The organism is Flavobacterium sufflavum (assembly GCF_004016525.1).
Taxonomy (GTDB): Bacteria; Bacteroidota; Bacteroidia; order Flavobacteriales; family Flavobacteriaceae; genus Flavobacterium; species Flavobacterium sufflavum.
Window position 1 is genome coordinate 640,924 of the sequence record NZ_SACJ01000001.1, and the last position, 25,126, is coordinate 666,049.

At 31.7% G+C, this 25,126-nt stretch carries 23 protein-coding genes and 1 tRNA gene; 11 read left to right on the forward strand and 13 right to left on the reverse strand.

Annotation, left to right across the window (positions count from 1 at the left end):
* Nucleotides 1-65 precede the first annotated feature (65 nt).
* Nucleotides 66-485 carry an rRNA maturation RNase YbeY gene (gene ybeY, locus EOD40_RS02210; protein ID WP_128193261.1) on the reverse strand — a complete coding sequence of 140 codons (420 nt, stop codon included), beginning with the start codon at nt 483-485 and terminating at the stop codon, nt 66-68.
* Nucleotides 482-3,760 carry a hypothetical protein gene (locus tag EOD40_RS02215; RefSeq protein ID WP_128193262.1) on the reverse strand — a complete coding sequence of 1,093 codons (3,279 nt, stop codon included), beginning with the start codon at nt 3,758-3,760 and terminating at the stop codon, nt 482-484. Before EOD40_RS02215 ends, ybeY begins: the two co-directional genes overlap by 4 nt.
* A 166-nt stretch (nt 3,761-3,926) precedes the next feature.
* Between EOD40_RS02215 and gltX the strand changes: the two genes are divergently transcribed.
* Nucleotides 3,927-5,432 (forward strand): glutamate--tRNA ligase, encoded by a 1,506-nt coding sequence (gene gltX, locus EOD40_RS02220; protein WP_128193263.1) that lies wholly within the window; start codon nt 3,927-3,929, stop codon nt 5,430-5,432.
* A gap of 34 nt (nt 5,433-5,466) precedes the next feature.
* Here the strand turns inward: gltX and EOD40_RS02225 are convergent, their stop codons facing one another.
* Complete coding sequence (locus tag EOD40_RS02225) at nt 5,467-6,108, reverse strand: PorT family protein (RefSeq protein ID WP_128193264.1); 642 nt, start codon at nt 6,106-6,108, stop codon at nt 5,467-5,469.
* Nucleotides 6,109-6,183: 75 nt separating this feature from the next.
* Between EOD40_RS02225 and EOD40_RS02230 the strand changes: the two genes are divergently transcribed.
* Nucleotides 6,184-7,161, forward strand: coding sequence for an SPFH domain-containing protein (locus EOD40_RS02230; RefSeq protein ID WP_128193265.1), 978 nt, complete (start codon nt 6,184-6,186; stop codon nt 7,159-7,161).
* A gap of 16 nt (nt 7,162-7,177) precedes the next feature.
* Here the strand turns inward: EOD40_RS02230 and EOD40_RS02235 are convergent, their stop codons facing one another.
* The 5 genes from EOD40_RS02235 to EOD40_RS02255 form a co-directional block, all read right to left on the reverse strand.
* The gene (locus tag EOD40_RS02235) at nt 7,178-7,432 is read right to left on the reverse strand and encodes a DUF6327 family protein (RefSeq protein ID WP_128193266.1); all 255 of its coding nucleotides are present in this window, start codon (nt 7,430-7,432) and stop codon (nt 7,178-7,180) included.
* Nucleotides 7,433-7,437: 5 nt separating this feature from the next.
* Nucleotides 7,438-7,788, reverse strand: a complete 351-nt coding sequence (locus EOD40_RS02240; RefSeq protein ID WP_128193267.1) for a competence protein — start codon at nt 7,786-7,788, stop codon at nt 7,438-7,440.
* A gap of 26 nt (nt 7,789-7,814) precedes the next feature.
* Entirely contained in the window at nt 7,815-8,111 is a 297-nt protein-coding gene (locus tag EOD40_RS02245; RefSeq protein WP_128193268.1) for a YtxH domain-containing protein, read from the reverse strand.
* Between the two features lie 135 nt (nt 8,112-8,246).
* Nucleotides 8,247-8,729, reverse strand: a complete 483-nt coding sequence (locus tag EOD40_RS02250; protein ID WP_128193269.1) for a hypothetical protein — start codon at nt 8,727-8,729, stop codon at nt 8,247-8,249.
* A 484-nt stretch (nt 8,730-9,213) separates the two neighbouring features.
* Nucleotides 9,214-11,337, reverse strand: coding sequence for a glutamine--tRNA ligase/YqeY domain fusion protein (locus EOD40_RS02255; protein ID WP_128193270.1), 2,124 nt, complete (start codon nt 11,335-11,337; stop codon nt 9,214-9,216).
* Nucleotides 11,338-11,481: 144 nt separating this feature from the next.
* Here EOD40_RS02255 and folB point away from each other — a divergent pair, with 144 nt between their 5' ends.
* A complete protein-coding gene (folB, locus tag EOD40_RS02260) occupies nt 11,482-11,841 on the forward strand; it encodes a dihydroneopterin aldolase (RefSeq protein WP_128193271.1) in 360 nt (119 codons plus the stop codon).
* A gap of 128 nt (nt 11,842-11,969) precedes the next feature.
* Nucleotides 11,970-12,040, forward strand: a tRNA-Cys gene (locus EOD40_RS17920).
* Nucleotides 12,041-12,343: 303 nt separating this feature from the next.
* On the opposite strand, the gene EOD40_RS02265 is transcribed toward EOD40_RS17920, so the two are convergent.
* Genes EOD40_RS02265 through rnr form a run of 3 tightly spaced genes read right to left on the reverse strand, consistent with a single transcriptional unit; the run spans nt 12,344 to nt 15,938 of the window.
* Nucleotides 12,344-13,027: a LysE family translocator gene (locus EOD40_RS02265; RefSeq protein ID WP_128193272.1), complete on the reverse strand. Its 684-nt coding sequence runs from the start codon at nt 13,025-13,027 to the stop codon at nt 12,344-12,346.
* A 38-nt stretch (nt 13,028-13,065) separates the two neighbouring features.
* Nucleotides 13,066-13,734 (reverse strand): head GIN domain-containing protein, encoded by a 669-nt coding sequence (locus EOD40_RS02270; protein ID WP_128193273.1) that lies wholly within the window; start codon nt 13,732-13,734, stop codon nt 13,066-13,068.
* 23 nt (nt 13,735-13,757) lie between these two features.
* Nucleotides 13,758-15,938 (reverse strand): ribonuclease R, encoded by a 2,181-nt coding sequence (rnr, locus tag EOD40_RS02275; RefSeq protein ID WP_128193274.1) that lies wholly within the window; start codon nt 15,936-15,938, stop codon nt 13,758-13,760.
* Between the two features lie 119 nt (nt 15,939-16,057).
* Between rnr and EOD40_RS02280 the strand changes: the two genes are divergently transcribed.
* Together EOD40_RS02280 and rpiB are read left to right on the forward strand one after the other, a co-directional pair.
* A complete protein-coding gene (locus tag EOD40_RS02280; RefSeq protein WP_128193275.1) occupies nt 16,058-16,297 on the forward strand; it encodes a DUF2007 domain-containing protein in 240 nt (79 codons plus the stop codon).
* A gap of 666 nt (nt 16,298-16,963) precedes the next feature.
* Nucleotides 16,964-17,395: a ribose 5-phosphate isomerase B gene (gene rpiB / locus EOD40_RS02285; protein WP_128193276.1), complete on the forward strand. Its 432-nt coding sequence runs from the start codon at nt 16,964-16,966 to the stop codon at nt 17,393-17,395.
* Nucleotides 17,396-17,455: 60 nt separating this feature from the next.
* Here rpiB and EOD40_RS02290 read toward each other — a convergent pair whose 3' ends face one another.
* Entirely contained in the window at nt 17,456-17,719 is a 264-nt protein-coding gene (locus EOD40_RS02290) for a DUF1294 domain-containing protein (protein WP_128193277.1), read from the reverse strand.
* A gap of 53 nt (nt 17,720-17,772) precedes the next feature.
* Between EOD40_RS02290 and EOD40_RS02295 the strand changes: the two genes are divergently transcribed.
* Entirely contained in the window at nt 17,773-19,896 is a 2,124-nt protein-coding gene (locus EOD40_RS02295) for a Tex family protein (RefSeq protein WP_128193278.1), read from the forward strand.
* Nucleotides 19,897-19,969: 73 nt separating this feature from the next.
* On the opposite strand, the gene EOD40_RS02300 is transcribed toward EOD40_RS02295, so the two are convergent.
* Nucleotides 19,970-20,158: a Sec-independent protein translocase subunit TatA/TatB gene (locus EOD40_RS02300; RefSeq protein WP_128193279.1), complete on the reverse strand. Its 189-nt coding sequence runs from the start codon at nt 20,156-20,158 to the stop codon at nt 19,970-19,972.
* 215 nt (nt 20,159-20,373) lie between these two features.
* Between EOD40_RS02300 and EOD40_RS02305 the strand changes: the two genes are divergently transcribed.
* The 4 genes from EOD40_RS02305 to EOD40_RS02320 all read left to right on the forward strand — a co-directional run bounded on the left by EOD40_RS02305 (nt 20,374) and on the right by EOD40_RS02320 (nt 25,125).
* On the forward strand, nt 20,374-20,877 hold the full coding sequence (locus EOD40_RS02305; protein ID WP_128193280.1) for a peptidase: 504 nt from the start codon (nt 20,374-20,376) through the stop codon (nt 20,875-20,877).
* Between the two features lie 61 nt (nt 20,878-20,938).
* Nucleotides 20,939-22,441 carry a GH3 auxin-responsive promoter family protein gene (locus tag EOD40_RS02310; protein ID WP_128193281.1) on the forward strand — a complete coding sequence of 501 codons (1,503 nt, stop codon included), beginning with the start codon at nt 20,939-20,941 and terminating at the stop codon, nt 22,439-22,441.
* Nucleotides 22,438-24,117, forward strand: a complete 1,680-nt coding sequence (locus tag EOD40_RS02315; RefSeq protein WP_128193282.1) for a DUF6909 family protein — start codon at nt 22,438-22,440, stop codon at nt 24,115-24,117. The genes EOD40_RS02310 and EOD40_RS02315 overlap by 4 nt, the downstream gene beginning before the upstream one ends.
* 24 nt (nt 24,118-24,141) lie before the next feature.
* Nucleotides 24,142-25,125 carry a UDP-glucuronic acid decarboxylase family protein gene (locus EOD40_RS02320; RefSeq protein ID WP_128193283.1) on the forward strand — a complete coding sequence of 328 codons (984 nt, stop codon included), beginning with the start codon at nt 24,142-24,144 and terminating at the stop codon, nt 25,123-25,125.
* The last annotated feature ends 1 nt before the right edge of the window (nt 25,126 follow it).

Here is a 25,126-nt window from a genome sequence, read left to right on the forward strand (position 1 = left end):
AAATTAAAACTTAAAATACTAAACGTTCCACGTGGAACACTTAACTTCAAATTCAAAAATTAATTTTACTGTTCCACGTGGAACATTGCTATTTTTTCATCTTCCTTAGAACGCATCAAACGTTCATCATCTTCTCCCTTATCCTTATAACCACAATAATGCAAAACACCGTGAACCAAAACACGCTTCAATTCTTCTTCAAAAGAAACATTAAAATCATTAGCATTATCCTGAACACGTTCAACAGAAACAAAAATATCACCGTTTAACTCGTTCCCAACCGTATAATCAAAACTGATAATATCAGTAAGTGTATCGTGATTTAAATATTCCAAATTGATTTTATGAAGATAATCATCATCACAAAAAATGTAATTAATCTCTCCTTCATTCTTTTTTTCAGATGCAATTACTGCCGACAACCAAGTAGAAATAGCTTCTTCGTTATCTAAATTAAAGTCGTTTTCGTAATTAAAATTTATCATTTTGTTTTAAAATATTCTTGAACCTTGCGGTTAAAATTGGAGCGCAAAGGTAATGATTGTCTGTTTAATATCTCTATGCTATTGATATATTCTAACAAAGAATTAGGTAAAACTCTTGAATGATTAAGAAATTCTTTATCATTAGTTTGAGATTGTCTTTTGTTATCTTCTCCTTGTTGTTTAATCGCATTATTCAATTTTAAGAGTTCCTGCTTTAAATTCAACACTTGTTGAAGTGTTTCGTTCTTAAAACCTTTATTCAATAATTGCTTTTCAATCTGTTTCATTTGCTCTAAAGCATTCTGACCTTTACTTCCTAAACCTTGCTTTTTTAATTCACCATCTAAAGCTTCACGCAATTCTTTCTGCTCTTTGTAAATTTCCATTATAGATTTAGCATCACCTTCTCCTCCTTCACCATCATCATCCCCTTTACCCGAATTAGATTTCCCTTCTTTTCCTTCTCCGGGTTTTATTCCTTTTTTAATTTTATCTCCTAAGCCTTGTTGTTTCGAAATAATATCAGGCAACTGCATACCTTCACCTTGACCCGGTTTCGGTTTTCCTTGTCCCATTGAAGACAAAGACATTTGCATATTATTCAGCATTTCACTTAGAAAATCTCCTAGTTTATTAGCAGAAGCAATAACATATTGCTGATGAGAAACACCCTTAGGAATTTCAGAATCGGATAATTTATCAATAGCTTTATCGATGTTGTACTGAACATTTCCAACTTCTTTCGTAATATCTTCAGTGAATTTTGGATTTCGTAAAGACATAGCAAACAAACTATCATCAACATGTTTGAACTGGATTCGTAAATCCTGTTGCAGTTTTATATTCTTATTGAAAGCTGGAGAAGAAGAATTAAGTGATTTAAAATTCAACATTACAGATTCCTGAGAAAGAGAAAAAGCCAATAAATTATCTAAAATTTGGCGCAACATTTTAACGTCTTCTTCTAGTTGTTCCATTTCAGCTCCATCCATTCCCTGATCCATTTTCATAGCCATGGATTTCATTTTTTTAGAAGCACTTTTCTGATTAGGTTTTGCTTTTGAAGTATCGTTTTTTTGCAATTCATCTGAAGCCTTCTTCAAATCTTCGTCAATACTTTTTTCAGTTTTATCATCTTTAGGAATGTCTAAAGGTGATTTTAATTCTTTATTGTCTTTTTCTAAATCATTCAAATCTTCTTGAATTTTATCAAAATCCTTATTTATTTCTTGTTGTTTAGCATTAGTATTTTCCTTTTCATTCTCTGAAAGTTTATCTTGCTTATCTGATAATTTTTCTAATTTATCAGCTATTTGTTCTGCCTTTTTTTGAACGTAATACTTCTTAGTCAATTCGACTAATTGTTGTAAATTCTTAACCTGATTTTTACTCTTCTGTTTAAACTGATCTAACTTTTCAAGTAAATCTTCATTCTTCATTTTATCATTTAGAGCTTTTAATTCGTCTAAAAGTTTCTTGTTTTTTTCTAATTCTTCTTTGTTATTATCAATACGTTTTTCCAGTTCTTTTTTGAAATTATCCTCAGGTTTTGATTTAGATTCATCTAAATTATTTTTCATTTTATCCATAAAGTTGCGCATCATTTCATCCTGCTTCTTTTGCTGTTGAATAAAATCGTTTACTTTTTGTTGGTCATTGAATTCAAAATTTTCTTTTTCTTTTCCTGATTTTTGAATCTTATCCAATTGTAAAAATTGCTTGCCCTGACTCTTCAATGATTTCTGTAAACCTTGAATGTTATCATTTTGTTGTTGCAAAATTAAATCTTGCTTCTCCTGAGCAGTTACAATTCGATTAGAAAAAACTGCCGATTTAGAACTTTTAAAATGATGTAAAACATCATTATCAAAAACTTCAAAATAATAATCATAAGTTACTCCTTCAACAACAGGAAGATTAGCTGGAAATGAAAAAACAAATTGATCAAAAACTCCCGACTTAATAGCAATTGTTCCACGTTTGGCAGTAGCCTGTTTATTCGATTCATAATAGACAACTTGTAATTTTGACAAACCATTATCATCCCCTATTTTCCCTAAAAGATAATTGGTAGCCAACTTCAAACTATCAGGAGCCTGGTTAACTATAATCGTTGGATACTGATCTTTGATAACTGTAAGCTGATAATTTAGTTTTTCGAAGTTAGAAACCATATTATTTGAAGTAATAATCTGATAATCTGTATTTTCAAACACTTTTTTAGATAAAACAAAGTTGTTTTCTGATTTCGCAAATGGATAGACAGTATTTGCATTAGAAAACACCACTTTTTGAGTGGATTGAGTACTCATTTTCCACGTTACCAATGTACCTTCGGGAATAATGGCATTACCAGTTCCTTTGATAATTTCAGTTTTTCTATTGAGATGTGAAGGAAAATTCAATTGCATTTCGAAATTTAAAATAGAAGGAACAGCCACAACTTTTAATACATAATCATCAGATGAAACTGAATTTCCTTTAATATAAAAAGAAACATTTTGAGCGGGCTTCTCAATCTTAAATTCAAATTCACCAGGCTTTGTATTCTCCATAAAATAACTTTCATCATTAATGAAAATCATTGCATTTTCAGGAATTACTTTACCCACAGTTTTTACTTTAACAATAAAATCTTTGTTTTGTTCAGTTTGTAAACTAGAATTCAAAAGCACAAATTCAAAAGGAGCCGGAGGTAAAAAAGAAGCATTAAAATGCACTACCCTATTCAAACTTTGAGTCAGTATCGATTTATTTCCTGAAATATAAAAAGCAGCAAACAATAAAACAGGAATCAAAGCAAGTGGTAAATACTTTTTATTCGAATTAAAATTAATAGCATTAGAAAAAGGAATGGGTTGCAAAGCATTGGCTTTTTGTTCAATGGAGGCCAAAAGCAATTCGGATTTTGCTGTGTTACTTTCAGGATTTGAAAGCTGAATGAAATTAAGCAGCTTATCTTTCACATCCGAAAAATGATTCCCAATGATAGCCGAAGCATCATTATAATCAATCCCCTTTTGAAATTTAAAAAGTTTAAAAATTGGAAAAACAATAAAACGAAACAGTAAAAAAATTTCTACCCCGACAAAAGTCCAAAACAAAATGGCTCTTCCTGCAGGCTTTAACCAAAGAAAATATTCAATAAAAAGTGTAAAAAGAAAATACAACAAACCAAGCCCGATAAAGAAAACCACTCCTCTTATCAACTCGTTTAAATAATACTTTCTAATAAAAGCTTCTAATTTTTGATATATAAAATTGGAACTATTCAAGGTGTTTTTGCTTTATAATAACCCATAAAAGTAATAATTATAACATTATCAAATTCAATGACAATAACAATATCAACAAAAATCAACAGCTAGTTATTGAAAAACTTCTAACTTCTAACTTCTGACTTCTAACTTCTAATTATCTTTGTGCTAAAATTTATAAAAAATGTTAAACCCAATTCGTGTGCGTTTTGCACCAAGTCCAACGGGACCTTTACATATTGGCGGAGTTCGTACTGCCCTATTTAATTATTTGTTTGCCAAAAAAAACGGTGGAACTTTCTTTTTAAGAATTGAAGATACCGACCAAAACCGATTTGTTACCGGTGCCGAACAATACATCATGGAAGCCTTAGAATGGTTAGGAATAGCTCCTGATGAAACTATTGGAAAAAATGAAAAATTTGGTCCTTACCGTCAAAGCGAAAGAAAAGAATTATACAAACAATATGCTGACCAACTGATTAATTCCGGTTGGGCATACTACGCATTCGATACTCCGGAATCATTAGATGCTTACAGAAAAGCGGAGGAAGAACAAGGAAAAACATTTATCTACAATCATACTAACAGAGAAAAACTGGATACTTCTTTAGTTATTTCTGCTGAAGAAACAGCTCAAAGAATTGCTAACGGAGAACATTATGTTATTCGATTCAAAACTCCTGTTGACGAAATTTTACATTTAAAAGACATCATTCGTGGAATTGTAAAATTCGAAAGTAATCTGTTAGATGATAAGGTTTTGTTTAAAAGTGACGGAATGCCAACCTATCATTTAGCCAATATTGTTGATGATCATTTAATGCAAACTACGCATGTAATTCGTGGTGAAGAATGGTTACCATCAATGCCTTTACACGTTTTATTGTATCATGCATTTGGCTGGGCAGCTCCTGAATTTGCTCATTTACCTTTGATTTTAAAACCTGTTGGAAACGGAAAATTATCAAAACGCGATGGCGATAAATTAGGTTTCCCTGTATTTCCTTTAGAATGGAAAACGGATGAAGGCATTTCATCAGGATATAGAGAAAAAGGATTTTTCCCTGAAACTGTTGTTAACTTCTTAGCTTTATTAGGCTGGAATGATGGAACGGAACAAGAATTATTTTCATTAGAAGAATTAATTGAAAAATTTGACTTGAACAGAGTTCATAAGGCTGGTGCCAAATTTGATCCGGAAAAAAACAAATGGTTCAATCACCAATATTTAATTAAGCAAAAAGATGAAGATTTAGCGAAAGCCTTCGCTCCTATTCTTAAAGAAAAAGGCTTCTCGACTACGCTAGAAGTGATAACGAAAATTGTATCGTTGATAAAAGAACGAGCTAATTTTGTTTCTGAATTTTGGGATTTAAGCGATTACTTTTTTGTTGCTCCAACTGATTACGACGAAAAAGCAAAGAAAAACTGGAAAGAAGAAACGCCAGCTTTAATGCAGGAATTGATTTCAGTATTAGAAGAAATCACCGATTTTACTTCAGTAAATATTGAAACGGTTGTCAAAGATTGGTTAACTAAAAACGAAATTGGAATGGGCAAAGTAATGCAACCATTTAGATTGAGTTTAGTTGGTGCTTTGAAAGGTCCTCACCTATTTGATATTGTGGAAATCATTGGAAAAGACGAAACTATTTCAAGAATTCAAAAAGCTATTGAAACCTTATAAAACTAAAAGTCCCGACAAATAATCGGGACTTTTTTTATAAATAAAGAATAACATTTCCGTTTAGAATTCCGGGATTTCCTTTAAAATGATAACCCAAATTTTTAGAATTTAAATTGCCTAACATATTAGAAATTCCGTATTGATAGGAAACATTTAATCTAAAATGTTTGGCTCCAGCTGTAATTCCAACAGTTGGATAAAAATTAAATTTACCAATATCAACAATATCTTTAGCCAGTAAAGTAGTTCCTGAAATTACGTTATTTTCTTTTCCTGATTCAACCTTAAATTTTCCGTTTACCTGAACCAAAGGACCAAATTCAAACGTCAAATGATTTTCGATTAAAACATAACTCAGTTGTAACGAAATTTGAGCTGAAGGCAATTTGTAATTCACATCTTCTTTACCAAAAACCAATTTATCAGTAACAACCGAAAAATTGTTTTCAGAAAACTGAATGGCATAAACCATATCCCAATTGTCATAAAAATTACCTCTCATAGATAATCCCGCATTCCATCCTGTATCAGGTTTAGTTTCAAAATTATTGGTATTTAAGGTAAATTGATTAATTCCGGCATGAATACCAATTCTATTAGAATCACGATAACCATATTGAGCAAAACCAAATGCCGAAACAATAAGGAAATAAAAAGTTAACGATAGCTTTTTCATAATGTGTGTATTAACAAACACAAACCTAAAGTTTTTTTGTAATTTAACAGAGAAATATTAACTAAATTATAGACTATGAACTTTTCTCTTGTTTTCTTGTTATTTATTGTGCTATTTATTTTCCTTTCCTCTTTTTTTACAGTCAAACAACAAACAGCTGTTATTGTAGAGCGTTTTGGAAGATTTTTAAGTATTAGACATTCTGGTCTTCAGCTCAAAATTCCAATGATTGATAGAATTGCCGGACGTGTAAATCTAAAAATCCAACAATTGGATGTCATCATTGAAACAAAAACTAAAGACAATGTTTTTGTAAAATTGAAAGTTTCCGTTCAATTTATGGTGGTTAAAGAAACGGTTTATGATGCCTTTTATAAACTTGAATTTCCACATGATCAAATTACTTCTTATGTATTTGATGTGGTTCGTGCCGAAGTTCCAAAGTTAAAATTAGATGATGTTTTTGAACGAAAAGACGATATTGCTGTTGCCGTAAAAAGAGAATTAAACGAAGCCATGACTACTTATGGTTATACGATTATTAATACTTTAGTAACTGATATTGATCCGGATATTCAGGTAAAAAATGCCATGAACAGAATTAATGCTGCCGATAGAGAAAAAACGGTAGCCGAATTTGAAGCGGAAGCATCAAGAATTAGAATTGTAGCTAAAGCCAAAGCAGAAGCTGAAAGCAAGCGTTTACAAGGACAGGGAATTGCCGATCAAAGACGCGAAATTGCCCGTGGATTAGTAGAAAGTGTGGATGTTTTAAATGGTGTTGGAATCAATTCACAGGAAGCTTCTGCCCTTATTGTGGTAACTCAACATTATGATACTTTACAAGCTATTGGAGCTGATACTAATTCTAATTTGATTTTATTACCCAATTCTCCACAAGCAGGAAGTGATATGTTAAACAATATGGTAGCCAGTTTTACTGCAAGTAATTTAGTAGGAGAATCGATGAAGAAGAATATAAAAGTTATACCTAAAAAGGAAAAACCAAAATCAGAAGAACCTGGAAAACCATCTGAAGAAGATGAAGTATAGATAAACAAAAAGAGGCTTAATTGCCTCTTTTTTTCTTTTTAAACCATTTTATGATAATTGGTATTAATAATCTGAATATTGTCCCGTATGAGCTAAAAAAAGTGCTTTTTACAGTCTCTACAACATTAGCGGTAACATTCAGGAATGAAAAGCTTTCTTTCGTTTTTTGAATGCTTAAAACTAACTTTTGATAGCTGATTTCTTTTTCAACTTTTAAAATTTCAAGTTCCCTATCAATCTGAGCATAAGAAGAATATTTTTTTGTTTGCATAATAATCAGTCGTTAAAAAATATTTCTGAAAATTTCTCTAAAATAGGTCCTTCAACAATTTTATCTCTAACTAAAAACAATAAAGCTGTTATAATAACATAAATTAAACCAACAGATAGAAAACCAAGGGTATAGCTACCAAAATAATTTCCAATAGCAAAGGCTAATGCAATAGAACAGAATAACAAAACCATACAAATACAAAGCAAAATTAAGGTGAACTTAAAAATCATTGTAGTTGATTTCATAGCCATCTTAAACGCTAATAATTTATAGTAAGAAAGATTCTTTTCTATATATTCTTTCGTTTGTTCCTGGATATTCTCTGAATGTTCTTTTAAATCGTCAAAAGCCATATTGTTTTGATTCAGTTATAAATAAATTATTTTTGAAGTTTAGCGTTTTGTTCTTTTAAATCAGCCAACTTTGTTTCTAAAAACGAAATAACATCTTCTGTTTTATAACTCATATTAGAAAGTAATTCTTCATAAGTTTGTTCTAAATCAACTTTGGCATTAACCAATTTAGATTTCAAATCTTTTTGAAGATCCTTGTATCCGTCTTTAATTTTTTTTCTTGTTTTGTCACCACTATCAGGAGCAAACAAAATTCCAAGTGCGGCTCCAATTGCTGCACCACCTACAACTGCCAGTAAAGTATTTCCAACATTATTTGCCATAATTCGCTATTTTTAAGTTTATTATAAAGATACTAATTAATTTAAAACAATAAATTTAAATATATATTATAAAAAAATTCGAATATTTAAACCTGATAAGATAAAATATTCGAACTCATAAATTCTAAAAAAAAATTAATAAGTGTAAGCTATTGCTTCATAAGTTCCGTTATTTTTTTTATTGATGGCAACAAATGGATAACCTTGAGCTGCAGCTTTATACTTAACACTACGTTTAGTATGTTCAAACTGTTCAGCCGAAGATATTCCTTTGGCTCTGTTAAGCTGACCTTTAAAAGTAGCTACTTTTTTTAAACCAACTGCATGATCCTGATGATGTAAAACCTGAACTTTATGATAATCGGCCTTGGAAGAAACAGCTACTTTATGGGAAACTGTTTTATGTTCAGCTGATTTTAAATCTTTTAATGAAGCCACAGCATGCGAACTTATTTTGTGATGTTCATGACTTCCAGGTTGCGAATAATGAATTACATTATTTTCGTGTTTAATAAAATTAACTTGATGTGCTACACCATCGTGTTTTACTAATTGATGTGTTTGGGCAAAAGCATTAAAGCCCAAAACTAAGGCTAAGGTTAAAAAAGTAACTTTCATAAAAAACAAATTTTAAATTTGAGATTATAGCTGAAAATTAATTTTAACTGAATATTGAGATTACAAATCCATTTGAAAAATAATTTGAATATTATCAAAAAGGAAATTACAATCGTTTTTCAAAGTTTAAAATAATTTTAGAGTTGTTTAAAATATAATTACAAAAACCAACTTGATTTTTTCAAATTAAAATCGAAATAAATATTTTTAACTCTTACGCTTTCTTGTTTTACAATAATATTGCTTTTACTTCGGTTTTTGTGTTAATGAAGCGTTAAACGAAATCTAAAAAACACTAAAAACGAATATAAAGACGCATAATAAACGAAAAAATAAAGAATGAATATTTTATCAAAGCATTTTAAAAAATATCTTAAAATTAAAATATGAGCGTCGTTTTTAATTACAAAATTCTATGATTTTAAGAATAAAAATAGTTTTTTATAATAATAAAAAAAAGCGCTAATTAAAGCGCTTTTGATAGTTATAATTTATTTAAAAATTGTTCTATAAATTCCTTTTCTCTTTCGGTGGAACTTTTAGGAGGATTAGCTTCTAATTTTAAAATTTCGTCTCTAAACGAATTTACAAAGTCAGATTCATATTCTAAATGATATAAATTTAAAACTGCTCTTGAACGAACAAAAGTCGATTCACTTCTAAGTGACATCAAATACAATTTAGAAAGATCTTCTTTATCATAATCTGAAGATTTTAAAGGAGCATATTTCAAAATCAAATTTGCAAACAACAATGAACTTTTATTATTGTTGATATTTTTCTTAAATGAATTTTGCAATAAACTATAATTAGAAATTCCAGCTAAGGTCTCCCCTATTGCTTTTCTAATGGCAATACGCTCTTCACGCGTTTCTACTTTAAAATATTTATTGATTTCTTTTAAAGAATTATTGATACTATTGCTGTCTTTTTTTCCTTTTTCTTCCCAGGCATCTTTTAATCCAACAGTCTTGTTAAATACTAATTTAGAAGCAGTTGAATCTTTATCGACATTAAAATAACCCAAACGTTGAAACTGAAATTTATCGCCAGAAACGGCAGTTTCTAAACTTGGTTCAACAAATCCTTTTATAATTGACAAGGAATTTGGATTGATAAAATCAAGGAAATTTTTCTCTTTATGACTATTCGGTGCTTCATCAATAAACAAACGGTCATACAAACGAACTTCAGTTTCAACAGCATGTTTAACTGAAACCCAATGCAAGGTTCCTGCTACTTTGCGTTTAGAAGCTTCACTTCCACTTCCACTCAAAGAATCAGTATCATAAGTAACATGAATTTCAGTAATATTTCCGTTTTCATCTTTTACAACACTTTCTCCTTTAATGATATAGGCATTTTTAAGACGAACTTCGTTTCCTAAACTTAAACGGAAAAATTTAGCCGGAGCTACTTCTAAAAAGTCTTCTCTTTCAATATATAATTCTTTAGAAAATGGTACTTTTCTATAACCGGCACTTTCATCTTCCTGATTATTTTCGGCATCCAAAAGTTCTTCTTTTCCTTCAGGATAATTAATAATAATTACTTTTACGGGATCTAAAACAGCCATAACTCTTGGAGCAGTTTTATTCAAATCGTCACGTAAACAAAATTCTAATAAAGAATAATCAATGATATTTTCACGCTTGGCAACTCCAATATTTTCGCAGAATTTTCTAATAGAAGCTGCTGTATATCCTCTTCTTCTTAGACCTGAAATAGTAGGCATTCTTGGATCATCCCAGCCATTCACCACATTTTCCTGAACTAATTGTAATAGCTTTCTTTTGCTCATTACAGTATAATTCAAGTTCAAACGGGCAAATTCATACTGATGTGGTCTTACTAGATTTTCATCGTAAATTTGATCTAAAAACCAGTCGTATAATTCACGGTGCATCACAAATTCTAAAGTACAAATAGAATGCGAAATTTGCTCTAAATAATCACTTTCTCCATGTGTATAATCATACATTGGATAAATACACCAATCATCCCCTGTTCTATGATGTTCTTTATGTAAAACACGATACATAATAGGATCACGCATCAACATATTAGAAGAAGCCATATCAATTTTAGCACGTAAAATATGTGTTCCTTCTTCAAAATCACCGTTTTTCATTCCTTCGAATAAAGCTAAATTCTCTTCAACAGAACGATTTCTATACGGACTATCAACACCTGCTTGACTTGGCGTTCCTTTTTGTTCAGCCATAGCTTCAGATGATTGACTATCAATATAAGCTTTGCCTTTATTAATCAAAAGAATAGCCCAATCATATAATTGTTGGAAATAATCAGATGCATATAATTCTTTATCCCATTGGAATCCTAACCATTGCAAATCTTCTTTGATAGCATCTACATATTCTTGCTCTTCTTTAGCAGGATTAGTATCATCAAAACGCAAATTAACTGGAGCATTGTATTTTAAGCCTAAACCAAAATTCAAACAAATGGATTTAGCATGACCAATATGTAAATAACCATTAGGTTCAGGTGGAAAACGAAATCTTAATTTATTTTGAGGAAACCCATTTGTTAAGTTTTCTTCTATAATTTGTTCTATAAAATGCAGTGATTTTTCTTCAGTTGACATGTCTTAATTTTAAAAAGACAAAGTTATCAAAATTGTTGATTAAATAAGGAATTGTAGAATTGCATATTTGCTTTAAACTTATAAATTTCAAATATTTTGTACTTTTACGCCTTAATTAAAACTAATAATAATACTGACAGAAATATGGAAACTATTAAATTAAAAAATATCCGAACTTTTTCATACCACGGATGTTTAGTTGAAGAAGGAAAAATAGGTTCTGAATACACTGTTAACTTAGAAATTAAAGCCAATTTACAACAATCTACACAATCGGATAACTTAGAAGATACTGTAGATTATGTTCATTTAAACCGAATTGTTGTAGAAGAAATGGCTATTCGTTCCAAATTATTAGAACATGTTGCTAAAAGAATTAACGCAAGAGTTTTAGCTGAACTTCCAATGGTAATAAAAACTATTGTCGAAGTTTCTAAAATAAATCCTCCTATTGGTGGTGATGTTGAATCAGTTACAATTATATTAGAAGAATCCAGAAATTAAATTCTATCCCGATAGTTATCGGAATAAAAAAATTCCAAATTATAAATAAATATATAATTCTATTATTTTGGAATTTGGGATTTGCTTTTTGTATTTTTTATATTACCTTTGCAATCCATTAAAACAATGGCGTCGTGGCCGAGCGGCTAGGCTGGGCTCTGCAAAAGCTCCTACTCCGGTTCGAATCCGGACGATGCCTCAAAAACCTCTAAAGCAATTTAGAGGTTTTTTTTATGTTTAATTTTTAAGAAAAATTAGGTAAAGTTTAGATTCGAATCCCAAAGATGAATCTAAAACCTTAAAGGAAACTTGGAGTTTTTTTATACCTTCATTGCGAGGAACGAAGCAATCTCATTTAGTAACTCTACAAAGTTTTTTATCTTAACATAGACTTCAAATTGATGAATTCTGTTCGGAAATAGTTTAGTGTGATTGCCGCGCTAACGCTCGCAATGACTAAGCACAAAAAAACCGCTTATTTAGAGCGGCTTAATTATCAATTTTATTCTTGTTTTTCTATATTTTGTAAAGCTTTAGTAACCATTTCTTTTTCTTTTGGAAACCAACCTTGAACCATTAAAACAATCCCAAAAACCATTAAAACTACACTGATTCCTTTTTTAATTCTAAGAATATTTGAAGGTGTCATTTTAGATTTTAACTGCTTAGCCAATAGAATTTTGATACAATCAACTAATAAATAAGTAATGATTACCGTAGTAAAAAAAGTCATCATTCTTGAAGTTTGCATGTCTAATTTAGGACCAACAGAAATAATCACTGCTAACCAAAATCCTAAAACTCCAATATTGATAATATTCAAAAAAAGACCTTTTATAAACAAACCTAAATAGTCTTTTTTAATAATTTCGTTATCGATTTTTTTGGTGTTTATCCTCTTTTCTTTGTGTAAACTTATAAAAGAAATAACCCCATAAGCCAACATTAAAATACCTCCAAAAATAAAAAGAGCAGGCTTATCTTTTAAACTTTGAATCAATCTAAAACTACCCAAATAAGCTATTGCAATAAAAATAATATCACCTGAAACTACCCCTAAATCAAAAAAAAGAGCAGCCCTGAATCCTTTTATAATACTGGTTTCAAGTAAAATAAAAAAAACAGGACCAATCATAAAACTCAGGAAAATTCCCCAAGGAATACCTGATAAAATATCGTTAATCATTAATTTTAGAATTTATTTAGAATAAAAATACATTTTTTTTATTCTTTTTCTTCAATTTTTCCTCCTAAAATTGTTTCCTGATTAATTTGTTTTGGTTTTCCATAGATAGAAACAGTCCCTCCAGCTTTAACTTTTGCATCAACTAAAGTACTTGCATTTATCTCGGCATTTCCTCCAGCTGAGAGACTTACAGTAGTTTGCGAAGTATGTAAATTTCTGGATTTTAAAACACCTCCCGACATGATAACCACATCCTGATTAACGGCATCTCCACTTAATTCAATAATCCCTCCAGTAACAGCTTTTACATTTACTTTTTGGGCATCTACTTTTAAATTAATTTTAGCTCCTTCTTTGGCATTCAAATCAAATATTGTTTGTTTAAAAACAGCATCACTGGAAACAGAAGAACCTTCGCTGGCCGAAATACCATCAATATTTTTATAATATAATTTAATAGAAATGTCATTACCTGATAATAATTTAGGGAAAGGCATTCTTAATTTTAATTCACCATTATTATTAACAACTTCTACTTCTTTTTCTCTTGCTCCGCTTATAACAACCTTATTTTCAGTTGAAGCTATTAGTTTAACTGTAAGTTTATCAAATACTTTTACAGCATTAAAATCACCTAATTTTTTTGTTACTTGCGCAAATGTTGCCTGTGATACAATTGCAATTGCTACTAAAAATACTTTTTTCATTTTCATTTTCATTAATTTACTTTTTATTCTGATCTTCTTAAAAAATTAAAATCCAATTGTTTTTTAACTAAATCGGCATTTTTAACTTTAACGTAAATTTCGTCTCCTAATTGTAATAATTTATTTGAAGTGGCTCCAACCAAAGCATATTGTTTTTCATCAAATGTGTAATAATCTTCTTTTATGTCTCTAATTCGAATCATGCCTTCGCATTTATTTTCGACAATTTCAACATAAATTCCCCATTCGGTCACACCCGAAATTACACCTAAAAATTCCTGATCCTGATGATCTTGCATGTATTTAACCTGCATGTATTTAATAGAATCTCTTTCGGCATTTGTGGCTAAACCCTCCATCGTAGAACAATGCAAACACTTAGTTTCAAACTCTTCTTCATCAACTGATTTTCCACCATCTAAATAAAATTGCAACAAACGATGAACCATAACGTCAGGATAACGACGAATAGGCGAAGTAAAATGAGAATAATATTCAAAAGCTAATCCGTAATGACCAATATTATCCGTAGAATATTTGGCCTTACTCATACTTCTAATTGCCAGCGTATCGATAAGATTTTGTTCTTTTTTACCGCTTACATCTTCCATTAATTGATTCAATGACTTAGAAATATCACCTGGATTTCTAAAATCAAGTTTATAACCAAACTTTGCAATTACGGTTTGCATCGCTATTAATTTGTCTTCATTTGGCTCGTCGTGAATTCTATAAACAAAAGTTTTCTTTTGTTTTCCAATGTATTCTGCCACTTTTTTATTGGCTAAAAGCATGAACTCTTCAATCAGATGGTTGGCATCTTTAGCTATTTTGAAATAAACTCCTTCAGGTTCTCCTTCGGCATCCAAATTAAATTTTACTTCAACCTTATCAAATGAAATCGCACCATCATTCATTCTCCTTTTACGGAAAATTTTAGCTAATTCGTCCAATTTAAGCGTTGCTGAGACAATTTCTGGAGAAACCTGATACGAAGTACCCGTTAATGAAATTTCAGCCGGAATTACATCATCTTTCGTTTCTATGATATATTGTGCTTCTTCGTAAGCAAATCGTTGATCAGAATAAATTACTGTCCGGCCAAACCATTGATTTACCACTTGACATTTTTCGGTAATTTCAAATACTGCCGAAAACGTATATTTCTCTTCTTGTGGTCTTAATGAACAGGCAAAATTTGATAAAACTTCAGGTAACATTGGCACTACCCTATCCACCAAATAAACCGAAGTTGCTCTTTGATAAGCTTCATCATCTAAGATAGTTCCTTCTTCCAGATAATGCGAAACATCAGCAATATGAATACCTATTTCATAATTTCCATTATCCAATTTTTTGAAAGAAAGTGCATCATCAAAATCTTTTGCATCTTTTGGATCAATGGTAAAAGTCAAGGTATCACGCATATCGCGACGTTTGGCAATTTCAGCTTCAGATATTGAAGTATCAATTTTTTGAGCATAGGTTTCTACCTCAATTGGAAATTCAGCCGGCAAACCATATTCGGCCAAAATAGCATGAATTTCAGTATCATGTTCTCCTGGTCTTCCTAAAACTTTAGTTACTTTTCCAAAAGGACTATCGGCTCTTTTAGGCCAATCTTCGATATGAACTAATACCACATCCCCATTTTGAGCTTCTCCTAAATTATCTTTTGGAATAAAAATATCAGTATACATTTTTGGATTGGCAGTCGATACAAAAGCAAAGTTCTTTTGAATATCAATTACTCCTACAAAGTCCGTTTTATGTCTTTCTAAAACTTTAATAACCTCACCTTCAGCACGTCTTCCCTTCCTACGATTATAAACATAAACGCTTACTTTATCTTTATCTAAAGCACGATTTAAATTATTCGTTGGAATAAAAACATCTTCTTCAAAATCCTCACAAATAAAATAAGCAGTCTTACGACTCGTCATATCTATTGTTCCCTCGTAATAATCCTGGCTTACCGCTTTGATTAAATATTTTCCAGGTTCGGATTCTATAATTTTCTTTTCGGCAGCTAGAATCTTCAAATCCTTTATAATTTGATTTCTGCTTTGTGTATCATCTAATTCTAATCTTTCAGCTATTTGCTTATAATTGAATGCTTTATTAGCACTATTCGATAATATTTTTATAATTTTATCTGAGAAACTTTTCTCTTTCTTAGCAGGCTTTCTTAATCTTTTTCCCATACGTCTTTTCTTAAAAGTCGAAAATTACAAAATAGTTAACAGTTAAAAGAATATAAGAACAGTTTTAAAGAAAATATAACGCATTAGCAATCGTTTCAACTTTGTAAAAACAATTTGATATGGAAACTTTTATTACCATTGCTACTTTTGATTACATTCATCAAATCGAAATCTTAAAACACCGATTAGATCAGGAAGGTTTGCAATATTACTTTGAAAACGAAATCATGTCATCCATAGCTCCGATGTATTCAACAGCTTTAGGCGGAATCAAACTTAAAATTCATCCTAACGATACTGCAACAGTAATAGCAATTCTTCAGGAAATGAAATACAATAACAATTTGAAAATTGTTTAATCTTTTCAAAGTTGTCAACATATATTAATATTATAAAAAAGAAAATTTTAAATTAATTAAATTATTGTTTGTTATTATAGCGTGTTAATAGCTGCAATAATTTTTTTAGAAATTGTATTATAATGAAGTTTTACCATGTTATAAAGACTTATTAACATAGTTATATGTAGCTAAATATTTAATTTTAAGGTCTTTTTAAAATTTAATTAACAACCGTTGATAACCTAAAATCATTTTAAAATGTAAATAAGTAATTTTTGAAATTGTATTGATAAACTAGTTTTTTGTGTTTATAACTTTTCTAAAAATCATCCAAACTTTTTTAGGTTATTAAATTCCAATTTTGGATTAGATTTTTTTTCGATACAACCAAAAAAAACTTCTGATTTTCTATCTCAACTTATCAACAAAAGATGTTAAATTAAAGTTAACTGAAAATCAAGCGATTATGAATCACTATTAACAATGTAAAATTTTAACAAATTAATTATATTATATTAATTGATTTTCAATGTTTTATGAATTATTAAAAATGTTGATAAACCTCTATTATATTCGTAATCTGAGGATTATATATTAAAAGTAGATTATATATTTTCTATTATTTTAAAAATAATAAAATACAAATAGTTTTGGTAAATTTGCAAAAAATTAAATAGACATAAAATGAAAATCTCAATAGGAAACGATCACGCTGGTCCAGAATATAAAAAAGCAATTGTAGCAATGCTTAAAGCAAAAGGATATCAAGTAAAGAATTATGGAACTGATACAGATGCTTCTGTTGATTATCCTGATTTTGGTCATCCTGTAGCTTCTGATGTTGCAGAAGGAAAAGCAGATTATGGAATTGTAATTTGCGGAAGCGGTAACGGAATTGCCATGACTGTTAATAAACATCCAAAGGTAAGAGCTGGATTATGTTGGATGAAAGAAATAGCATACTTAACCCGTTTGCATAATGATGCTAATATATTATGTCTTCCGGCGCGTTATACATCAGTACAACAAGCAATGGAAATTGTTGAAACTTTTTTAACTACAGAATTCGAAGGTGGAAGACACCAAAATAGAGTAGATAAAATTTCTTGTAAATAATTTTTTTGCGGTGCTACGCACCAAAATAAATACTTAGCCCGGTAATTCACCGGGCTTTTTTTATGATTTATAAATCCAAAATAATGTTATTATTTGAATTATTATGATTCCTATAAATTTGAATAAATAAGAAGCTTTTGCAATTTTATGTCTAAATAAGAGCATGGCTAATCCTGAACCAATTGTACCTCCAATAAATACAAAAGTAAGAAGCGTTCGTTCAGAAATTCTTCTTTTTTGTCGAATAGCTAATTGTTTGTCATATCCCATGAGTAAGAAAGCAATAGCATTTAGTATTAAAAAGAAATAGAATAAAGAAGGCATTTGTATCAAATTAAAATCAAAGATATTATTTTAGCCAATAGAAAAATAGACCAATGACTAATATAGAATTCATCTCCAAAAATGTTGCTACAGCAGCCATAAATATTCAAAAAACCGTTCAATTATTAGAAGAAGATTGCACGATTCCTTTTATTTCCCGTTATCGAAAAGACACTACAGGAAATCTGGATGAAGTACAAATTGAACAAATTGCCAAACTTCAAAAAGAATACGAAGCGATTGTAAAACGCAAAGAAGCTATTCTAAAATCAATTGAAGAGCAAAACGGATTGACGCCGGAATTAGATAGAAAAATCCAACAAAGTTTTGATTTACAGGAATTGGAAGATTTTTATCTTCCTTTCAAAAAGAAGAAAAAAACTAAGGCCGATGTTGCCCGTGAAAATGGTTTGGAACCTTTGGCTAAAATCATCATGGCACAAAATAATGATGATGTCGATTTCTTGGCAACGAAATATTTGAATGACAATGTGATTAATGAAGATGCGGCTTTACAAGGCGCACGGGACATTATTGCCGAATGGATTAACGAAAATATTTTTGTTAGAAAACAGTTGCGAAGACTTTTTCAACGAAAAGCAACCATCACTACTAAAGTTGTAAAAACAAAAAAAGACGAAGCAGACGCTCAAAAATTCAACCAATATTTTGATTGGTCAGAACCGTTGACAAAAGCGCCTTCACACAGATTGTTGGCGATGCTTCGTGCCGAAAATGAAGGTTTTATCAAGTTTAAAGTTGAAGTGGATATTGATGAAGCCTATGATATTATTGACGAATTGGTTTTAAAAGGGCAAAATGCTACTACGCCACATGTCCAATTAGCCATTGAAGACAGTTATAAAAGACTGTTGAATCCTGCTATTTCAAATGAAACTTTACAGGAAGCCAAAGCCAAAGCTGATGCCAATTCTATTCAGGTTTTTGCGAATAATTTGGGGCAATTATTGTTGGCTCCACCTTTAGGTGAAAAACGAATTTTAGCTATTGATCCCGGATTTAGAAGTGGTTGTAAAGTAGTTTGTCTGGATGAAAAAGGCGATTTGTTGTACAACGAAACCATTTATCCACATGCGCCACAAAATGAAACTGCGATGGCAATGAAAAAAATTCGTTCGATGGTGAATGCTTATAATATAGAAGCAATTTCAATAGGAAATGGAACTGCTTCAAGAGAAACGGAGTTTTTTATCAAGAAAATTGCTTTTGACAAACCGGTTCAGGTTTTTGTGGTTTCTGAGGCTGGGGCTTCGGTGTATTCGGCTTCTAAAATTGCCCGTGAGGAGTTTCCAAATTATGATGTGACAGTTCGTGGTTCGGTTTCTATTGGGAGAAGATTGAGCGATCCTTTGGCCGAATTGGTAAAAATTGACCCAAAAGCCATTGGCGTAGGTCAGTATCAACACGATGTGGATCAAACCAAATTGAAAGAAGAATTAGATACTACAGTTGTTCGTTGCGTGAATTCTGTTGGTGTAAATATTAATACAGCCAGTAAACATTTGTTGAGTTATGTGAGTGGAATAGGAGAGAAGCTGGCCGAAAATATAGTGAATTACCGTTCTGAAAACGGCCCTTTTGAAGACAGAAAACAATTGAAAAAAGTGCCTAGATTAGGCGAAAAAGCCTATCAGCAAGGCGTGGCTTTTATTCGAATAAAAGACGGAAAAAATCCATTGGATAATTCAGCGGTGCATCCAGAAGCCTATCCAATTGTGGAAAAAATGGCAAAAGATTTAAAGTTAAAAGTGACTGATTTGATTGCCAATAAAGAAAGAACAGCACTTATTAGAGCTGAAAATTACATTACGCCTGAGATTGGTTTGCTGACTTTAAAAGACATTATTAAAGAGTTGGAAAAACCGGGATTGGATCCAAGAAAAGCCGCTAAAGTATTCGAATTTGACCCGAATGTAAAAACCATTAAAGATTTGAAAACGGGTATGATTTTGAACGGAATTGTTAATAACATTACCAATTTTGGTTGCTTTGTTGATTTGGGTATCAAAGAAAGCGGTTTGGTTCATATCTCTCAGCTTAAAGCAGGTTTTGTAAGCGATGTTAATGAAGTGGTCAAATTGCATCAGCATGTTACTGTAAAAGTGACTGAAGTGGATGAAGATAGAAAGCGTATTCAGTTGACGATGATTTTGTAAAATCCCAAAAATAAAAAATCCCAAAATCCAAGTATAATTGGATTTTGGGATTTTTAATAAAAAACAGAATTTTTTATTTTGTCTCTTCTTCGCTTTTTTCTTCTTTTTTATCAGCTGGCTGTTGGTCTTCTTTTGCAGCGTTTTTGAATTCTTTAATTCCACTACCAAGACCTTTCATTAATTCTGGAATTTTTTTACCTCCAAAAAGTAATAAAATAACTGCAACTATAACAAGGATTTCTGGTAAACCTAATCTTCCCATGATTGAATAATTTATTGCCGAAGCAAATTTGTAATAAAAACTGGCAACAAAGATAATTAGAATAACTTAACACGAACTCATTTTAAGGCAATTATTTAGTTTAGATAACGTTAAAAATTATCTAATTTTTTTTCAATCATTTATAATGAGAAGCTAATGCTGGCAAAGCACATTGATTGACATTAATTATTATATTTGTGAAATAAAGAAAAAGCATGTCAGGGAAAAGACTAAAAAGAAAGAAACTTCACAGAAAATTATTCACTAAAAACCGATTGGTTATATTGAATGAGGATACTTTTGAAGAAACTTTTTCTTTAAAACTGACTTTAATGAATGTTTTTGTGGTAGCTTCACTGGGTGCTATTTTCTTGATTGCAGTTACCACTTTTATCATCGCTTTTACACCGCTACGCGAATATATTCCCGGTTATTCTTCTTCACAATTAAAAAAAGATGCCACAGAATTAGCTTTAAAATCTGATTCCTTAACAGCGGCATTAAAGAAAAACGAAGCCTATATTCAGTCGATTCAAAAAGTACTTAACGGACAATTAGATTATGCTAAATTCAATAAAGATTCCATTTTAGCATCAGTGACAGATACGATTCAAAAAGCAGATTTATCGACTTCAAAAGAAGAATTAGAACTGAGAGCCGAGGTGGAGAAAGAAGATAAAAAAGCGCAGCAAACGGCGTCTAAAAAGAAGAAAAAATAGGCAGTTAATTCCTGAAAATTGAATTCATTTTTTCTCAACAAATTATAATCAGCAAAACGAAATGTCAATAAAATCAATAGCGGCAAAACTATTTGCTAAAAATATTTATAAAAAAACACAGCTTTGGGCAAGGAATCCGATAGCGGCTCAACAAGCGGTTTTTGAAAGTTTAATCAAAGACGCGCAACAAACACAATTTGGAAAAGACCATCATTTTGACCAAATTAAAACCACTGCCGATTTTGCCAAACAAGTTCCCATTCGCGATTACGAAGATTTAAAACCTTATGTTGAAAAAGTCGTAAAAGGCGAAGAAAATGTGTTGTGGAAAGGTAAACCCTTGTATTTTGCCAAAACTTCGGGAACGACTTCTGGGGCTAAATATATTCCGCTTACCAAGGAATCCATGCCGTATCATATTGAAGCGGCTCGAAATGCAATTTTGCATTACATTCACGAAACAGGAAATGCTGATTTTGTTCATGGTAAAATGATTTTTCTACAGGGAAGTCCCATTTTAGAAGAGAAATACGGAATTAAATTTGGTCGACTTTCAGGAATCGTGGCGCATTTTGTTCCTAGATATTTACAAAAAAACCGTATGCCTTCCTGGGAAACCAATTGCATGGAAGATTGGGAAGCTAAAATTGATGCAATCGTCGAAGAGACTTTCGATGAAAATATGACGGTAATTTCGGGGATTCCATCGTGGGTGCAAATGTATTTCGAGAAATTACAGCAAAAAGGAGGGAAGCCAGTAGGCGAAATCTTCAAGAATTTCAATTTGTTCATTTACGGTGGTGTCAATTATGAACCTTACAGAGCCAAGTTTGAAAATCTAATCGGACGAAAAGTAGACAGTATTGAATTGTTTCCGGCTTCGGAAGGATTTTTTGCATACCAGGATTCCCAAAAAGAAAAGGGAATGTTGTTACTATTGAATTCCGGAATTTTCTACGAATTCATAAAATCGGATGAATTTTATACCGAAAATCCTCGACGTTATACGATTGGTGAAGTCGAATTAGGAGTGAATTATGTATTGATTATTTCTACTAATGCGGGACTTTGGGCGTATAATATTGGCGATACGGTACAGTTTACAAGTTTAAAACCATACAGAGTAATTGTTTCTGGTCGAATTAAACATTACATTTCGGCTTTTGGCGAACATGTTATTGGCAAAGAAGTAGAATGTGCTTTGCAGGAAGCGATGGAAGGAACAAATATTCGAGTGAATGAGTTTACTGTGGCACCACAAATCAATCCTGCGAGCGGTTTGCCGTATCACGAATGGTTCATTGAATTTGATCCCGAAGCTTCGGGAGAACCTGAAGACTTGGAACATTTTGCGGAAGCGATAGACAACGCCATGCGCAAGCAAAACATTTACTACGACGATTTGATTGTAGGGAACATTTTGCAAAAAGTAGTGATTACCAAAGTGCCTAAAAATGGTTTTCAGGAATACATGAAATCCATTGGAAAATTAGGAGGTCAGAATAAAATTCCAAGACTTGCCAACGATAGAAAAATTGCGGATTTTTTATCTAAAAACTCATGAAAGAAGCTAAAAACATATCCAGAACCAGAGCCCAGGAATCATCGGCGGCTATTGAAAAAATGTACATTACGATGCGTCATTTGTTCAATAGAGGTTTTTACAAACCGATGGGTGTTTCGGGCGATACTTTGCGTGAAGCATTGATGACTTTGCGTCCTGAAATTTATGGAAATATTGCCGACGAAAAAGTAGAATTAAAAGGACTTTTGTACGTTATCGAGCGTTTACCGTTAGGAATTGAAGAGTGTCGTTTTATCAACCTGACTTCTGATGAAGGTTATTCGAAATCGCATTTTCAAGCGATTGTTCCGCCCAAAAGAAAACGAAATTGCTACCGAATCGATGAGGAACAAATGAATATCGAAATTACCCGTGGTCGCTCGGATATTTATGATATTCTGACGCATCTGACTTTTATTTTTATCGAATCGCATAAGATAAAAGACAGGGTTTTGCTGGACGATGGAGGCGAAGTTTCGCGCGATTGGCAAAAACTGGAACAGGCGGTTTTGCAAAATGAAAAATTAACCTTGGTCGAAAAGGAAATTGCCATTTCACATGCGGCTAATATTTTAGGCAGAACCTTTGAAGATGTATTGGATATTTATGATGATTTTGGTTCAAATGAATTGCCGGATCGTTTTTTACATATCATTTTTTGGTTGGGAAAATTAGCTATCGAAGAAGTAGTTCATAACAACAAAAGAACCATTACTTTCAGCCCGATTCTCAGGGAACGTTTAGGACATCATATTCACGGCGAAATATGGGCAACGAACATCAAGGAGGTTTTAAAGGAAAATCAGCTTTTAGAACGTCCTATTCACATTATTAGTGCCAATATGCACTCGGTAATGAACTCTATTTTTGCAAAAAAGGTTTTAAAAACTACTTTCAAGGGCAAGTCGGATTTTGATATTTTCGAAGAATTAAGCAAACCTACTGCTAATGGATTCAGAAGTAAGGTTGTTGAAGAAGCTTTAAAACAAGGGATGATTTCCTTGCCGGAGACGGTTGGAACTAATATTGACGTTCAAATTTTTGATACGGCTAAGATTGACTGGGCTACAAGTGCTTTTCCGGAGGCTTATTTTGAAGGAGAAAAACCGGTGCTTATTGTGATGGATTATGCCTTTGGCGAACAGGCTTATGAAACCGTTGACGAGTTATTAAAACCTTATAAAAAGAATATTTTTTTAAATATTCAGTCGGTTTCAATCATGGGAAAAGCGGGAATTCTCGAAGGGAGAAAAGGCGATATCATGATTCCGAATGCGCATATCAATGAAGGAACTGCTGATAATTATTTTTTCGAAAATGAATTAACCGCCGAAATGTTTCAAGGAAATGGAATTTCGGTTTATGAAGGTGCCATGGTGACTGTTCTTGGGACTTCGTTGCAAAACAGGGATTTGTTGAAGTTTTTTCACGAATCGACCTGGGGCGTTATTGGTTTGGAAATGGAAGGTTCGCATTATCAAAAAGCGATACAATCGGCTTCTAAAATTAGAAAAAGCATTCCAAAGGATGTCAAAGTGCGTTATGCTTATTACGCTTCCGATAATCCACTGGAAACTGGAAGTACTCTGGCTTCAGGCGGATTGGGAACAACAGGGGTAAAACCTACTTATTTGATTACCATAAAAATATTAGAACAAATTTTTAATATCAATTAGAAAGCAATTGATAAATATATAGTTATGAAAAGAATATTGATTACAGGTGCTGCGGGATTTTTAGGTTCTCATTTATGCGATCGTTTTATCAAAGAAGGTTATTTTGTTATAGGAATGGATAATCTCATTACGGGAGATTTGAAAAATATAGAACATTTGTTCAAACTGGAGAATTTTGAGTTCTATCATCATGATATTACTAAGTTTGTTCATGTTCCGGGTGAATTGGATTATATTTTACATTTTGCCTCACCGGCAAGTCCAATCGATTATTTAAAAATTCCAATTCAGACTTTGAAAGTGGGTTCTCTTGGGACGCATAATTTATTGGGATTAGCAAGAGTAAAAAAAGCCCGAATCTTGATTGCTTCCACTTCTGAAGTTTATGGAGATCCATTGGTACATCCGCAAACTGAAGAATATTATGGAAATGTAAATACGATTGGACCAAGAGGAGTTTACGATGAGGCCAAACGTTTTCAGGAATCCATCACGATGGCATACCATACTTTTCACGGTGTAGAAACGCGTATTGTTAGAATATTCAATACTTATGGTCCAAGAATGCGTCTTAACGACGGTCGTGTAATTCCGGCGTTTATTGGTCAGGCAATTCGTGGTGAAGATTTAACCATTTTTGGTGATGGATTGCAAACGCGTTCGTTTTGTTATGTCGATGATCAGGTAGAAGGAATTTACAGATTGCTGCATTCTGATTACGTATATCCGGTAAATATTGGAAACCCTGATGAAATTACCATCAAAGATTTTGCCGAAGAAATCATTAAATTAACAGGAACTAACCAAAAAGTGGTTTATCATCCGTTGCCAATAAATGATCCTTTGCAACGTCAACCGGATACTACCAAAGCAAAAGAATTATTAGGTTGGGAAGCTAAAGTAGGTCGTACCGAAGGAATGAAAATTACCTATGAATATTTCAAATCTTTGTCTCCGGAAGAGCTTTCTAAAGAAGAACACAAGGATTTTACGGATTATATTAAGTAAA

What these genes read in the sequence shown, in the direction of transcription:
- ybeY (WP_128193261.1), bottom strand. Translation starts at nt 485, where the DNA reads ATGATAAATTTTAATTACGAAAACGACTTTAATTTAGATAACGAAGAA.
- gltX (WP_128193263.1), top strand. Translation starts at nt 3,927, where the DNA reads ATGTTAAACCCAATTCGTGTGCGTTTTGCACCAAGTCCAACGGGACCT.
- EOD40_RS02225 (WP_128193264.1), bottom strand. Translation starts at nt 6,108, where the DNA reads ATGAAAAAGCTATCGTTAACTTTTTATTTCCTTATTGTTTCGGCATTT.
- EOD40_RS02230 (WP_128193265.1), top strand. Translation starts at nt 6,184, where the DNA reads ATGAACTTTTCTCTTGTTTTCTTGTTATTTATTGTGCTATTTATTTTC.
- EOD40_RS02235 (WP_128193266.1), bottom strand. Translation starts at nt 7,432, where the DNA reads ATGCAAACAAAAAAATATTCTTCTTATGCTCAGATTGATAGGGAACTT.
- EOD40_RS02240 (WP_128193267.1), bottom strand. Translation starts at nt 7,788, where the DNA reads ATGGCTTTTGACGATTTAAAAGAACATTCAGAGAATATCCAGGAACAA.
- EOD40_RS02245 (WP_128193268.1), bottom strand. Translation starts at nt 8,111, where the DNA reads ATGGCAAATAATGTTGGAAATACTTTACTGGCAGTTGTAGGTGGTGCA.
- EOD40_RS02250 (WP_128193269.1), bottom strand. Translation starts at nt 8,729, where the DNA reads ATGAAAGTTACTTTTTTAACCTTAGCCTTAGTTTTGGGCTTTAATGCT.
- EOD40_RS02255 (WP_128193270.1), bottom strand. Translation starts at nt 11,337, where the DNA reads ATGTCAACTGAAGAAAAATCACTGCATTTTATAGAACAAATTATAGAA.
- folB (WP_128193271.1), top strand. Translation starts at nt 11,482, where the DNA reads ATGGAAACTATTAAATTAAAAAATATCCGAACTTTTTCATACCACGGA.
- EOD40_RS02265 (WP_128193272.1), bottom strand. Translation starts at nt 13,027, where the DNA reads ATGATTAACGATATTTTATCAGGTATTCCTTGGGGAATTTTCCTGAGT.
- EOD40_RS02270 (WP_128193273.1), bottom strand. Translation starts at nt 13,734, where the DNA reads ATGAAAAAAGTATTTTTAGTAGCAATTGCAATTGTATCACAGGCAACA.
- rnr (WP_128193274.1), bottom strand. Translation starts at nt 15,938, where the DNA reads ATGGGAAAAAGATTAAGAAAGCCTGCTAAGAAAGAGAAAAGTTTCTCA.
- EOD40_RS02280 (WP_128193275.1), top strand. Translation starts at nt 16,058, where the DNA reads ATGGAAACTTTTATTACCATTGCTACTTTTGATTACATTCATCAAATC.
- rpiB (WP_128193276.1), top strand. Translation starts at nt 16,964, where the DNA reads ATGAAAATCTCAATAGGAAACGATCACGCTGGTCCAGAATATAAAAAA.
- EOD40_RS02290 (WP_128193277.1), bottom strand. Translation starts at nt 17,719, where the DNA reads ATGCCTTCTTTATTCTATTTCTTTTTAATACTAAATGCTATTGCTTTC.
- EOD40_RS02295 (WP_128193278.1), top strand. Translation starts at nt 17,773, where the DNA reads ATGACTAATATAGAATTCATCTCCAAAAATGTTGCTACAGCAGCCATA.
- EOD40_RS02300 (WP_128193279.1), bottom strand. Translation starts at nt 20,158, where the DNA reads ATGGGAAGATTAGGTTTACCAGAAATCCTTGTTATAGTTGCAGTTATT.
- EOD40_RS02305 (WP_128193280.1), top strand. Translation starts at nt 20,374, where the DNA reads ATGTCAGGGAAAAGACTAAAAAGAAAGAAACTTCACAGAAAATTATTC.
- EOD40_RS02310 (WP_128193281.1), top strand. Translation starts at nt 20,939, where the DNA reads ATGTCAATAAAATCAATAGCGGCAAAACTATTTGCTAAAAATATTTAT.
- EOD40_RS02315 (WP_128193282.1), top strand. Translation starts at nt 22,438, where the DNA reads ATGAAAGAAGCTAAAAACATATCCAGAACCAGAGCCCAGGAATCATCG.
- EOD40_RS02320 (WP_128193283.1), top strand. Translation starts at nt 24,142, where the DNA reads ATGAAAAGAATATTGATTACAGGTGCTGCGGGATTTTTAGGTTCTCAT.